Consider the following 12,902-nt stretch of genomic DNA (forward strand, 5'->3'; position numbering starts at 1 on the left):
TCATGGCCATTCCATTTTTCAAAGAAATCAAGATCGGCTCCTACCTGGTGAAGCAGAAGCTGCTTGGCCGGAAACGCTATCCGCTCGTGCTGATGCTGGAGCCGTTGTTTCGCTGCAACCTCGCCTGCGTCGGTTGCGGCAAGATCGACTATCCCGATGCGATCCTGAACCGCCGCATGTCGGCGCAGGAATGCTGGGACGCCGCCGACGAATGCGGCGCGCCGATGGTCGCGATCCCTGGCGGCGAACCGCTGATCCACAAGGAGATCGGCGAGATCGTGCGCGGCCTCGTGGCGCGCAAGAAGTTCGTCTCGCTCTGCACCAACGCGCTGCTGCTCGAAAAGAAGCTCGATCTGTTCGAGCCCTCGCCTTACCTGTTCTTCTCCGTGCATCTCGACGGCCTGAAGGACCATCACGACAAGGCCGTGTCGCAGAAGGGCGTGTTCGACCGCGCCGTGTCCGCGATCAAGGCTGCGAAGGCACGCGGCTTCACCGTCAACGTCAACGCGACCATCTTCGACGGCCATGCCGCCGAGGACATTGCCAAGTTCCTCGACTACACGGTCGAACTCGGCGTCGGCGTTTCGATGTCGCCCGGCTACGCCTACGAGCGCGCGCCGGATCAGGAGCACTTCCTGAACCGCACCAAGACCAAGAAGCTGTTCCGCGACGTGTTCGCGCTCGGCAAGGGCAAGAAGTGGAATTTCATGCACTCGGGCCTGTTCCTGGACTTCCTCGCCGGAAATCAGGAATACGAGTGCAAGCCGTGGGGCATGCCCGCGCGCAACATCTTCGGATGGCAGAAGCCCTGCTATCTGCTCGGCGAAGGCTATACCAAGACCTTCAAGGAGCTGATGGAAACCACCGACTGGGAAACCTACGGCACCGGCAAGTACGCGAAGTGCGCCGACTGCATGGCCCATTGCGGTTACGAGCCGACTGCGGCCGATGCGGCGCTGACCAATCCGCTCAAGGCGCTTTGGGTGTCGCTGCGCGGCGTGAAGACCGAAGGCCCGATGGCGCCGGAGATCGATCTCAGCAACCAGCGGCCGGCGCAGTACATCTTCTCGTCGGAAGTGCAGAAGCGCCTGTCGGAAATCCGTGCCGATGAAGCGAAAGCGGCGGAAGCCAAAGCCGCCAAGCTCGCCGCCGCAACGGCAGACGCAAAGTCGGCTCAGGGCGCTTCGACCGCGGCATAACGATTTCAGCAACTGCTGATAAAAAAAGGCGCGAGCAATGCTCGCGCCTTTTTTAATTCGCTAGATGACGCGGGCCGTCAGCCCAGCGCGCCCCGGCAGCCGCGCAGCGAGCGCAGCGCGCGGCTGAAATCCCGGCCCGTCGAAATCAGATGAGGGATCGTCTTCGGATTACGCGCGATGCCGCGCATCACCTTCCACATATCGACATTGCCGTTCGGCTTGATGGCGCTCATCGTCAGTTCCGGCAGCGCCCGATGCGCCGGGTCGCTGATCACGCGGACCGCCGCAAAAGGCAGGCCGTAGTGCTCGGCATAACGCGCAGCGATATGGCTTTCCATGTCGACGGCATCGGCGCCGGTGGTCGCGCGCAGCGCGGCCTTTCCGAGCTGGCCGGTCACGATTTCTTCCACGCCGACCAGAACACCCGGCACGACCGAACGGCCGCGCTTGGTTGGCCGCGCGATCAGGTTCTCGGTCAGTGAAGCTGAGGTCGCCCAGCGATGATCCGCGGCGACGATTTCAGAGGCGATGATAATGTCGCCCGACTTGAGCGCCGGATTGAGACCGCCTGCGACGCCGAAGCTCACGATGCCGCGAATGCTCGCCGGATCGAACGACGTCATCATCTCGCGCAGCTGAATCGGATTGCTCGAACTGCAAATGACAGTGAGGCCGGGGCCGGCAGCGATGCGGGCCTCCTGCTTCAAACCGGTGACGATAAGCACCGGCAATTCGACCGGCAGTCCATCCCGTCCAAGTGCGATGTGTGCGGCGTTGTCCCCGCCGGCGCCGTTGATCACATTCCAATCCCCACGAAGCGGCTGTTAGTATTGCGCAAATTTCGGTATCGCGCCAGCGCCCACAGCGGGAAGAACTTGGAATATCCGTGGTATCGCAAATAGAACACACGCGGGAACCCGCCGCCTGTGTATTGCGGCTCGGTCCAGAGCCCGTCCTTGGCCTGATTTTGAATCAAATAGTCGATGCCCCGTTTGGTCGCGGGATGATCGACCTTCCCCGCCGCCATCAGAGCCAGCGTCGCCCAGGAGGTCTGTGAGGCCGTCGTATCGGCCTTCACATAGCCCTTGTAGTCCAGCCGGTAGCTGTTGCCGTCCTCGCCCCAGCCACCGTCGGCGTTCTGGATGGCGATCAGCCAGTCCGCCGCCTTGGCGATCACAGGGTCGCTGTGATCGATGCCGGCGGCATTCAGCGCGCACAGCACGGACCAGGTTCCGTAGATGTAGTTGACGCCCCAGCGCCCGAACCACGAACCGTCGGGCAATTGCGTGCGGCGAAGATAGTCGATGCCCCGCGCCATCGCCGGGCTCGTCTCGGCGGTCTCGCCAAGCTGCGCCAGCATCGAAACGCAGCGCGCGGTGACATCCTCGGTCGGCGGATCGAGCAGCGCGCCGTGGTCCGAAAATGGAATGTTGTTGAGATAGTATTCGAGATTGTCGGCATCGAACGCCGCCCAGCCGCCGTCCTTGCTTTGCAGCCCGAGCAGCCATTCCGTTCCGCGCGCGATCGCCTCGTCGTACTTTGTGCCCGCATTCAGCGTGCCGCGCGCGCGGTCCATCGCCATCACCACCACGGCGGTGTCGTCGAGGTCGGGATAGTGCGCGTTGTTGTACTGGAACGCCCAGCCGCCCGGACGCACGCCCGGCCGCTTTTCGATCCAGTCGCCCTCGACATCAAGCACCTGCCTCGGCTTCAGCCAATTCAGCGCAGCCTTGGCCGCCTCGACGTTCTCGTCGCCGCCGGCTTCGATCATGGCGTGCGCGGCGAGTGCGGAGTCCCATACCGGCGAGACGCACGGCTGGCAGTACGCCTCGTCATCCTTGATGACGAGCAGGTTCTCGATCGACTGGCGCGCCAGCACATAGTCCGGATGATCTTTCGGATAGCCGAGCACATCGTACATCATCACGGTGTTGGCCATCGCCGGGAAGATCGCGCCGAGACCATCGACGCCGTTCAGGCGCTCGGTCACGAAGTCGACCGCCTTGTCGATCGCCCGCTGGCGGGTCTTCTTCGGAAAGAAAGGATCGAAGGCGCGCAGCGCGGCATCGATGATCGCAAAGCCCGTGAACCAGAGCTGGCTCTGGTGCGGCGCCTTCGCCGTCATTCCGATGGTCTTCGGATCTTCAAGAAACAACTCGTCAATGCCGACCTTGAGTTCGTTGCGCGCGCGCGGCTTCTTCGCCAGCAGCACAAGCAGCGGCACGATCACGGTGCGCGCCCAATAGGATATCTTGGTGAGGTGGAACGGAAACCAGCGCGGCAGCAGCATGATTTCAACCGGCATCACCGGCACCGCGCGCCACGTCATGATGCCGAACAGCGCCAGCATGATGCGCGTGAAGACGTTGCTCTTGATCGCGCCGCCGCGGCGAAGCATTTCCTCGCGCGCCTTCTTCATGTGCGGCGCGTCCACGGAGTCGCCGATCATCTTGAGCGCGAAGTAGGCCTTCACGCTCGCGCTCATGTCGAACTCGTGGCCGTGGAACAGCGACCAGCCACCGTTCTCGTTCTGAATGCGCCGCAGGTAATTAGCGATCTTCGCTTCCAGCCCGGAATCGACAGGCTCGGCGAGATAATGCCGCAGCAGGATATACTCGGCCGGGATCGTGGCGTCCGCTTCAAGCTCGAACACCCAGTGTCCGTCCGGCTTGTGATGAGTCAGCAGCGCGCTGCTCGCGGTCGCGATGCTTGCCTCGAGAGCCGCAGCAGCGGGCGCGGCCTCCATATGCTGGTCTGTGATCGTCATGATGGTCGTTGAATTGAGCCCAATTACTGCATTTTGAGGGCGAAATCCGCGGCTTTATCGCCGGATCGGATCGAGCCCTCGATGGTCGCAGGCAGTCCCGTATCAGTCCAGTCACCCGCGAGGAACAGGTTTTTCCACTCGGTGCCAGTCCCGGGACGCATGGCGTTCTGTTCCGGGGTCGCCTCGAATGTGGCGCGGCGTTCGCGCACGATCTGCCACGGCGGCAGCGGGCCTTCCGCGACGTCGGTTCCGATTTTGGCGGCCTTGCAGATGTCGCGCCAGATGTCGCGCGCAAGCTCTTCGCGCGGCGCATTCACCAGCCGGTCGGCATTGCTGATGGTCACCGACAGCCGCTGCGGGAATGCGAACAGCCATTCGACCACGCCGCCGATCACGCCCATCATCGCCGGCGTGCCGGGCGGCGGATCGTAACGGAAATGCGCGTTGACGATGGCGCGGAACTTGGTCGGCGTCTTGAGCCCGAGCAGGATCGACGAGGCGGCGCGCGGCGGAACGGCCAGCACGATGACGTCGCTCGGCGCGACCGCAATCGTATCGTCGACAAACTCCAGCGACGAGACCGTTTCGCCGCCCATCAGCATCTGCCGCAGCTCATGTCCGAAATTGACGGTGCCGCCCTTCTCGCGGATCAGCTTGATCGCGGGATCGACCAGCACGGAGCTGAGACCTTCAGCCGCGATCAGCGGACGGCATGACTTGCCGCCGGCGAGCAGCGTCTCGCGCACGATCGCGCCCGCCAGGCCTGCCGATCCTTCCGGCGGATCGACATTGAGCGCCGCCAGCAGCAACGGCTGCACAAGACGGTCGTAGAGCGGGCCTTCGCATTTGATCGTGTTGCCGATCAGCGCGTCGTTGTTCGCCCAGATCACCGGCGCGAGCGCGACATAATCGCCGACGGTCGTATCCGGGACGCGGCGCGACTTGTCGAAAACCCAGGTCGGCAACCGGCCGTTGCCGAGATCAAGCTTCCAGCGCTTGTCGGATTTGAGATCGACAAAATCGAACTCGGCGCGCTCCGGACCGACGAGGCCGGCTTCGGAGCCGATCGACAGCGCATAGGACCGCGCGTGGAGATTGCCCGACAGCATCAGGTGGTTACCGTTGTCGATCACGAGATCGGTTGCTGCGTCATAGTACGAACGGCAGCGGCCGCCGGCCTGCTGCGTCGCTTCGTGGACGTGAACCTCGAAACCTTCATTCGCGAGCCGAACCGCCGCGGACAGGCCGGATATGCCGGCGCCGATGATGTGAGCTTTTTTTGTCATCAGATAAATGCGTACCGAATGAGAATGAAAATCTTGGCAGCCTTGCTGAGCTTGACCGGCTTGCGGGGCAGCGCGAAGCCGCGCTCCACCAGTTTCTCCAAAATCGCGTGGTAGTATTCCGACATGATCCTCGGCGCGCGCACGACGCGGCGCGAGTTGCGCGCCATGATGTCGTTCGATTTCGCGAAATGATCGCGCGCCTGTTTCAGAATCCCCTCGCACGCGCGGGGCAATCGCGGATCGGAAGCAACCGTCAGCGGATCGTTCGACATGATGCCGGCGGCGTTGAGATTTTCACGCGGCAGATAAAGCCGGCCGAGACCTGCGTCTTCGTCGATGTCGCGCAGGATATTGGTGAGCTGAAGCGCGCGGCCAAGATGGTGCGCGAGCAGAATGCCGTCTTCCTCGCCGAGGCCGAACACCCGCACCGACAGGCGCCCGACGGCGCTGGCGACGCGGTCGCAATACAGATCGAGCGTCTTCGCGTCCGGCGCGCGGATGTCGGCGGGCACATCCATCGCCATGCCATCGATGATCGCGATGTAATCCTCACGCCGCAGGCCGAACTGTTTCACCGATGGCGCGTAGTCCTTCACCCGCGCGGGCGGGTTGCCGGCATAGAGCGCGTCGATGTCGCGCCGCCACTGATCGAGCGCAGCAAGACGCTCCGGGCGCGGGCCGTCGGAATCCGCGATGTCGTCCACCTGACGGCAGAAGCTGTAAATCTGGAACATCGCATCGCGCTGCTCGCGCGGCAGAATACGCATCGCCGCATAGAACGAACTGCCCGAGGCGGTACCCTGCGCGTTGGTGTCCGGCGCTGTGGTGTCAATCGAGGTCATGTCAGATCACGCGCCCGGTACATGCCGCACGGCGGACGTCTGCCCGGTCGCGCGCCGATAAAGTCCCTGCGCCATCGCGGAGAGCGCAATGCCCGCCATCTGCCCCTTGGACAGATGCACGGTCTCGCTCAACGGATCGCGCACCTTCAGCAGATTGACGATCCTGTCGGCGAATGCATCGATCACGGCGATCTCCAGCCCGAACCGCGTATCCTTGATGTCGGTCGGAAGCGACGCGCCCTCATGCAGCAGCGTTTCGGTCCGGCGCGCCAGACCATGAATGCATGTCAGCAATTCCGGCGACGACTTCGGCGCGCCAAGCATCTCTACCGTGGCGCCCGAGGCCGCCAGCGCATCGCGCGGAATATAGACGCGGTCGAGTTCGCGATAGTCCTTGCCGCAATCCTGCAAGTGATTGTTGATCTGCAACGCTGCGCAGATCGCGTCCGACGCCGCCCAGGTCGAGCGGTCCTCGCCGTGAACATCCAGCATGAAACGTCCGACGGGCATGGCGGAGAGCGAGCAGTAATGGATCAGTTCGTCCCAGTTCTCGTAGCGCAGCTTGGTGACATCGAGACGAAACGCATTCAGCAGATCCTGTGCGTGCTTCGGCGGCATCCCGCGTTCCGCGAACGCCGCGCGCAGCGTCACTGCTTCGGGCTGGCTGTCGCCCTTGCCCAGCAACTCGGCTTCCAGCAGATCGAGCCGGTCGAGCTTTTCCTGCGCCGGCAACGAGATGTGGTCGGCGATGTCGTCGCCGGTGCGGACGAAATTGTAGAACGCAAGAATCAGCGCGCGGTGGCGCGGATGGATGATCCACGACGCGACCGGGAAATTCTCGTCCTTGTGGCTTTTGCCTGAACGCAACTCGCCCGCGGTCGTCATGGCGCGCACGCCGCGTTGGTTTGGACATGCGCCATCGCGCCGGATTTGGTCCAACGATCGCAGGTCACAGGAAACAAGATGATTTCAGCCGACAAATCAGGCTCACAGATCATGGGGCGTCAGTTGCAAAGGAATCCGGCGAATTCCAGCCGTCGATTAGCAGTTTAGCGCGACCGAATACAAATTCCTATAGGTCAGGGAAATATAGTCCTGATTTCAGGGGGTTATGGCGCGTCAAAACGGCGCTCCGAGAGCATTTTTTACCGTTTTGGAACCCCTGCCCGCGCAGGCTTACACATTGCGGCCCGCGGCCACGCCGGACGACCAGGCCCACTGAAAATTGAAGCCACCGAGATGGCCGGTAACGTCGATCACCTCACCGATGAAAAACAGTCCAGGCACGGATTTGGCCTCGAAAGTTTTCGACGATAATTCCGCCGTATCGACACCACCAAGCGTGACTTCAGCAGTCCGGTAGCCTTCGGTGCCGCGCGGAGTCACGCGCCATTGGTTCACAAGAGCTGCGACCGCCTGCAATTGCTTGTCCGGCAGATCGGCCATCCGCGAAACGCCGCCGGCTGTTTCCGCGATCATCTGCGCGAGCCGCGCGGGCAGCAGCCGCGCAAGCACCGTCGCCAGTTCCTGACGCGGATGATCGCGCCGCATCTCCTTCAGCGCAGCCAGCACATCGACGCCGGGCGCCATGTCGATCTGGATGTCGTCGCCGTCGCGCCAGTAGGATGAAATTTGCAGGATCGCCGGGCCGCTCAGGCCGCGATGGGTGAACAGCATCGCCTCGTCGAACTGTGTCCCGTTGCAACTCACCACCGTCTCGACCGCAACGCCCGCCAGATCGCGCAACCGCGCCAGCAGCGCCTCGTCGAAGGTCAGCGGCACCAGCGCCGCGCGCGGCGGCACAATCTTCAAATCGAATTGCTCCGCGACTTTGTAGCCAAAGCCGCTCGATCCCATTTTCGGAATCGACGGCCCGCCGGTGGCGATTACCAGCGATTGGGCGCGTATCTCGCCGCGATCGGTGACGACGGCAAATCCGCCCTCGCCCTTTGCGATCGACGAGATTTTCGTACCCGAATGCAGCGCCACGCGGGCGGCGCCACATTCATCCAGCAGCATGTCGATGATCTGCTGCGAGGAGCCGTCGCAGAACAGTTGCCCGCGCGTCTTCTCGTGATAGGCGATGCGGTATTTTTCGACCAGCGCGATAAAATCGTGCTGGGTGTAGCCGCTCAGCGCGGACTTGCAGAAATGCGGATTGCGCGACAGGAAATTCGCAGGCGTGGTGTGCAGGTTGGTGAAGTTGCAGCGCCCACCGCCGGAAATGCGGACTTTCTCGGCCGGACGCTTCGCCTGCTCGATCACCGCCACGGAACGACCGCGCGCGCCGGCGACACTGGCGCACATCAGTCCGGCCGCGCCCCCGCCAAGGACCACGACGTCATAAACCAGCGGCTGTTTCATGGATGCTCAGGCCGCGAGACGATGCGCGCGGCCGTCATGCGCCGTTACTCGGCGGCGACAGGCATGTCCCGCAATCTGGTCGAATAATACGATGCATTCTGCTGCCCGCCCGATGCGTCCCGCGCGAACAATATCAGATGGTGCGCGACCAGACCAACAGTGATGATCCGCTCGATATCGCCGCGCCTGAGCAGCGGCAGCGAGAACTTCCAGAATTCGCGCCGGTAGTCGCTCTTGACGCCGACCTGCCAGACGATATTGGCGAACATCGTCAGTCCGCGCTTGATGTTTCGCAGCGACAACCGCTGCTTGCTTTTCGGAAGCTTGATCCGGTTCGGATAGGTGTGGATCACCTGATACTCGAAACGCGCAAACAGCTTCTCCGGCGTGTACGCCCGGCCCATGCACTCGCGCCATGTCGAGACGACGTGATCGTAGGGCAGCAGGAAATCGACGTTTGAATCGCGGTCGCTGTCCTCGATCAGGCGGCCTTCGCGCTTGAGGCGATCCCACAGCGGCGTCTTCGGCAACGCCTGCAGCAGGTTGATCGTCAGCAACGGGATCTCGGACTGGTCGACGAATTCGAGAATGCCCTCGCCCGCGTCGAGCGAGTCGGTATCCAGCCCGAGGATGATGCCGGACACCACTTCCAGGCCGTAACTGTTGAGCGTCTGCACGCCCTCCAGAATCGGCACCACCATATTGTGCTGCTTCGACATCGCCTTCAGCGCGGCCGGGTCCGGCGTCTCGATGCCGCAGAACACCGTGGCGAAATAGGCATCGCGCATCAGCGAGAGAATTTCAGGGCGCTTGGCGATGTTCAGCGTGGCTTCACATGCGAATTGCAGCGCGAAGCCGTTGCGCTTCTGCCATTCGACGAGATGCGGCAGCAAATCCAGCGCCGCCTTGCGGTTGCCGATGAAATTGTCATCGACGAAATACACCGAGCCGGTGAGACCGCATTCCAGCAGCTTGTCGAGTTCGGCGGTAACCTGCTCGGGCGTCTTCAGGCGCGGGTTGCGCCCATAAAGACCGGGGATGTCGCAGAATTCGCACTGATAGGGACAGCCGCTGGAAAACTGGATGCTGCCGAGAAAATAACGCTCCAGCGGAATCAGTTCATAGGCCGGGATCGGAAACTCCGACATCTCGCGGCGTTCCTGCGTCGTGAGAACGACCTGCTTGTCGGGCCGCGAAGTATCGCGCGCCAGCCGCCGGAACAGCTCCTCCGTCGCGTCGCCAAGCTCGCCGACATGCAGATAGTCGAAATCGGGATAGTTTTCGGGACACGCGCTGACGGACGGCCCGCCCAGCGCCACGGCGAGATTGTGCTCGTGGGCGCGGCGGCAGATGTCGTTGATCTGCGGGCGCTGGATGTGCATTCCGCTGACGAACACGGCATCGGCCCAATCGAAATCCTCTGCCGTCGCAACCTTCATGTTCTCGTCGAGAAAGCGGACCTCCCAGCCCTTCGGTAGGGAGGCAGCAATCAGCAACAGCCCCTGAGGGGGCATGAAGGCCTGAACGCCGTCGGTCAGGGGATAGGCGTATTCGAAAGTGCCAAAGGAAGGGGAATACTTCGGAAAAACGCAAAGGATGCGACGAATAGATGGACTTACGACGTCTCTCATCAGGCCCCCTGCTCTCGATCTGTGCAGTCTTGGTAAGAACGGGCCACAATTTCGGTGAGATTAGGGCGCTTCCGGGGAGGCAGCCCTGCCCCACGCAGCTCGCAACTGGAGAAGCAAGTAGCGCACCAGTTCTCGAATAACGCCTTTAACGCCATCGGGTTCCGTGAGGCAGGCCCGCAAAACCATTCCCTCGAATTTCCCTTCCTCCACCATCACGCCGGGCCTGCGGTCCGGTGCCGCAAGCCTGTTTGAAAAGCGTCTGTTTGAAACGCATGCGCCGCGATCCTCACACCCGCAGACGACCGTATTGCGACAAGGCACCTCGCCGGTTCCATTCCCCCGGTGAACGCTGCTATCGTGCCGCACGAAACGCAAAAAACAACGCCGCCGGAGGGACAACACATGACCGCCAACCGCCAGATCCTGCTGGTCGAAAAGCCCACAGGCAAGCTCTCGCCGCAGAACTTCAAGATGACTGAAGCGGCAATGCCCGAAGCGCAGGACGGCGAGGTTCTGCTGCGCGTGCGTTACATTTCGCTCGATGCAGCGAACCGCGCGTGGATGCATGGCGCAACCTACCGCTCTGCGGTCGAGGCCAACTCGGTGATGGCCGGCGGCGCGGTCGCGGAAGTCGTCACATCGAAAGCACCGGGCTTCGCGCCGGGCGACCTCGTGTTCGGCGATACCGGCTGGCAGGATTATGCCGCGGTGAAAGCCAAGACGCTGGTCAAGGTGCCGCACATGGAGCCGATGACCCATTTGCTCAGCGTGTACGGCATCGCCGGCCTCACCGCCTATTTCGGCCTGCTTGAAGTCGGCAAGCCGAAAGCCGGCGAAACGGTTGCCGTTTCGGCGGCGGCGGGATCGGTCGGATCGATCGTCGGCCAGATCGCGAAAATTAAAGGCTGCCGCGTCGTCGGTATCGCGGGCGGCAAGGAGAAGTGCAACTGGCTGGTCTCCGAACTCGGCTTCGACGCCGCGGTCGATTACAAGTCGGAGCCTGTGTTCAAGGCGCTGAAGGCGGCGGCGCCGAGCGGCATCGACGTCTATTTCGACAATGTCGGCGGCGACATTCTAGAAGCGTGTCTCCCGCAGATGAACCAGAATGGCCGCATCGCATGCTGCGGCGCTGTCTCGCAATATGACGGCGCACCCTCCGCCACGGGTCCGCGCGGCGTGCCCGGGTTGATCGTTGTGAAGCGCCTCATCATGCAGGGCTTCATCGTGATGGACTACTACGACCAGACCGCGCGGGCGATGGCCGACCTTCAGTCATGGGTGAAGTCCGGCAAGCTCAAGGTGCAGGAAGACGTCATCGACGGCCTGGAGAATACACCGCAGGCGCTGATCGGCCTGCTCGCCGGCGAGAACCGCGGCAAGCGGATGGTGAAGGTGTAACGAACACATCTGCGGCGGATTCATTCCGTCCAAAAATGCATGTGCCGCCACTTCATAAACGCATAGCGCAAATGCGGTGAATGGCACGCACATTGCTGTGTTTTCTCCAGAACATGGAGAAAACGGGCATGAGCCTTACGACCGATTCAAAGACAAGCAACGCGCGCTGGATTCAACTGTTGCTGGGAGTCATCGCCATGATGGCGATCTCCAGCCCGCAATACGTCTGGACGCTGTTCGTCAAATCCTTCCAGACCACGACCGGCGCGACGCTGCCGGCCATCCAGATCACGTTTTCGCTGCTGATCGTCCTGCAAACCTTTTTCTCACCGGCGCAAGGCTGGTTGATCGACAAGTTCGGCCCCAAATGGCTTATCGCGATCGGAGCCGTCTTGAGCGGCCTCGGCTGGGTTCTTTCGGCCCATATCACATCGCTGACCGGACTTTATGCAACCTATGGCTTATTTTGCGGCATCGGCACCGGCCTCGTGTATGTCGGCATCGTCGGCCTGATGGTGCGCTGGTTTCCGGACAAGCGCGGTTTCGCGACCGGCATGGTCGCAGCCGGCTACGGTTTCGGCGCGATCCTCACCACCTTCCCGATTTCCGGCATGCTGGCGACATCGACCTATCAGCAAACTCTGACGACATTCGGCATCGTCCTCGGCGCGGTCGGATTTCTGGCGGCATTGGGTCTGCGCGATCCAAAGCCCGGCGAGGTCAGCGGCATCGCTCCCATGGTCTCGACGTCCACAACGGATTATGCGCCGAAGCAGATGCTGAAAACGCCGATCTTCTGGCTCATGTTCATCATGATGACCATGATGTCGACCGGCGGCCTGATGGTGATTTCGCAGTTCGCGAACTTCACCAAGGATTTCGGCGTCGCCAATGTGATGGTCTGGGGATTCGCCGCACTGCCCCTCGCCCTGACCATCGACCGCATCACCAACGGGCTGACGCGGCCGTTCTTCGGCTACGTGTCGGACAGGATCGGGCGCGAGAATACGATGGCCCTCGCGTTTATCTTCGAGGGCATCGCCATCGCGCTGATGGTCGCCTTCCGCGACAACGCCCTTGCGTTTGTGCTGTTGTCGGGCGTCGTGTTCTTCGGATGGGGTGAGATCTTCTCGCTGTTTCCCTCCACCCTGACCGACACGTTCGGCACCAGGAACGCGACGACGAATTACGGCTTCCTTTATATGGCGCAAGGCATCGGCTCCGTGCTCGGCGGACCCGTCGCGGCGATGATCCGTGAATCCACCGGAAGCTGGATGCCGGTTTTCAGCCTCATCATCGTGATGGACGTGCTGACCGGCCTGCTCGCCCTGTTCGTTTTGAAGCCGTGGCGAATGGCATGGTTCGGGCACACAGCGCCCGGCACACCTCCTCTCGCCGCCCCGGCGGAATAGGAT

At 62.2% G+C, this 12,902-nt stretch carries 10 protein-coding genes; 3 read left to right on the forward strand and 7 right to left on the reverse strand.

Going from position 1 to position 12,902, the window contains the following annotated elements; genetic code table 11:
• The first annotated feature begins 2 nt into the window (after positions 1-2).
• Positions 3-1,199 carry an adenosyl-hopene transferase HpnH gene (gene hpnH, locus AC07UB_RS06180; RefSeq protein ID WP_492793015.1) on the forward strand — a complete coding sequence of 399 codons (1,197 nt, stop codon included), beginning with the start codon at positions 3-5 and terminating at the stop codon, positions 1,197-1,199.
• 77 nt (positions 1,200-1,276) lie between these two features.
• Here hpnH and AC07UB_RS06185 read toward each other — a convergent pair whose 3' ends face one another.
• The 7 genes from AC07UB_RS06185 to AC07UB_RS06215 all read right to left on the reverse strand — a co-directional run bounded on the left by AC07UB_RS06185 (position 1,277) and on the right by AC07UB_RS06215 (position 10,089).
• Positions 1,277-1,999 carry a phosphorylase gene (locus tag AC07UB_RS06185; RefSeq protein WP_494651706.1) on the reverse strand — a complete coding sequence of 241 codons (723 nt, stop codon included), beginning with the start codon at positions 1,997-1,999 and terminating at the stop codon, positions 1,277-1,279.
• A complete protein-coding gene (gene shc / locus AC07UB_RS06190; RefSeq protein ID WP_494651705.1) occupies positions 1,996-3,966 on the reverse strand; it encodes a squalene--hopene cyclase in 1,971 nt (656 codons plus the stop codon). Before shc ends, AC07UB_RS06185 begins: the two co-directional genes overlap by 4 nt.
• Before the next feature lie 23 nt (positions 3,967-3,989).
• Entirely contained in the window at positions 3,990-5,252 is a 1,263-nt protein-coding gene (gene hpnE, locus AC07UB_RS06195; protein ID WP_494651703.1) for a hydroxysqualene dehydroxylase HpnE, read from the reverse strand.
• Positions 5,252-6,094, reverse strand: a complete 843-nt coding sequence (hpnD, locus tag AC07UB_RS06200; protein WP_492793019.1) for a presqualene diphosphate synthase HpnD — start codon at positions 6,092-6,094, stop codon at positions 5,252-5,254. The genes hpnE and hpnD overlap by 1 nt, the downstream gene beginning before the upstream one ends.
• Positions 6,095-6,100: 6 nt before the next feature.
• Positions 6,101-6,979 carry a squalene synthase HpnC gene (gene hpnC, locus AC07UB_RS06205; RefSeq protein WP_494651702.1) on the reverse strand — a complete coding sequence of 293 codons (879 nt, stop codon included), beginning with the start codon at positions 6,977-6,979 and terminating at the stop codon, positions 6,101-6,103.
• Between the two features lie 291 nt (positions 6,980-7,270).
• Positions 7,271-8,458 (reverse strand): BaiN/RdsA family NAD(P)/FAD-dependent oxidoreductase, encoded by a 1,188-nt coding sequence (locus tag AC07UB_RS06210; RefSeq protein ID WP_494651701.1) that lies wholly within the window; start codon positions 8,456-8,458, stop codon positions 7,271-7,273.
• Between the two features lie 44 nt (positions 8,459-8,502).
• Positions 8,503-10,089: a B12-binding domain-containing radical SAM protein gene (locus AC07UB_RS06215; RefSeq protein WP_494651699.1), complete on the reverse strand. Its 1,587-nt coding sequence runs from the start codon at positions 10,087-10,089 to the stop codon at positions 8,503-8,505.
• Positions 10,090-10,491: 402 nt separating this feature from the next.
• On the opposite strand from AC07UB_RS06215, the gene AC07UB_RS06220 reads away from it, so the two are divergent.
• Together AC07UB_RS06220 and oxlT are read left to right on the forward strand one after the other, a co-directional pair.
• Complete coding sequence (locus AC07UB_RS06220; RefSeq protein WP_492793023.1) at positions 10,492-11,487, forward strand: NADP-dependent oxidoreductase; 996 nt, start codon at positions 10,492-10,494, stop codon at positions 11,485-11,487.
• Positions 11,488-11,615: 128 nt separating this feature from the next.
• A complete protein-coding gene (oxlT, locus tag AC07UB_RS06225) occupies positions 11,616-12,899 on the forward strand; it encodes an oxalate/formate MFS antiporter (RefSeq protein WP_492793024.1) in 1,284 nt (427 codons plus the stop codon).
• Positions 12,900-12,902: the final 3 nt, after the last annotated feature.

It is taken from the genome of Afipia sp. GW821-FHT04G03 (assembly GCF_059419985.1).

Coding starts and splice junctions, on each gene's coding strand:
- hpnH (WP_492793015.1), top strand. CDS start 3: ATGGCCATTCCATTTTTCAAAGAAATCAAGATCGGCTCCTACCTGGTG.
- shc (WP_494651705.1), bottom strand. CDS start 3,966: ATGACGATCACAGACCAGCATATGGAGGCCGCGCCCGCTGCTGCGGCT.
- hpnE (WP_494651703.1), bottom strand. CDS start 5,252: ATGACAAAAAAAGCTCACATCATCGGCGCCGGCATATCCGGCCTGTCC.
- hpnD (WP_492793019.1), bottom strand. CDS start 6,094: ATGACCTCGATTGACACCACAGCGCCGGACACCAACGCGCAGGGTACC.
- hpnC (WP_494651702.1), bottom strand. CDS start 6,979: ATGACGACCGCGGGCGAGTTGCGTTCAGGCAAAAGCCACAAGGACGAG.
- AC07UB_RS06210 (WP_494651701.1), bottom strand. CDS start 8,458: ATGAAACAGCCGCTGGTTTATGACGTCGTGGTCCTTGGCGGGGGCGCG.
- AC07UB_RS06215 (WP_494651699.1), bottom strand. CDS start 10,089: ATGAGAGACGTCGTAAGTCCATCTATTCGTCGCATCCTTTGCGTTTTT.
- AC07UB_RS06220 (WP_492793023.1), top strand. CDS start 10,492: ATGACCGCCAACCGCCAGATCCTGCTGGTCGAAAAGCCCACAGGCAAG.
- oxlT (WP_492793024.1), top strand. CDS start 11,616: ATGAGCCTTACGACCGATTCAAAGACAAGCAACGCGCGCTGGATTCAA.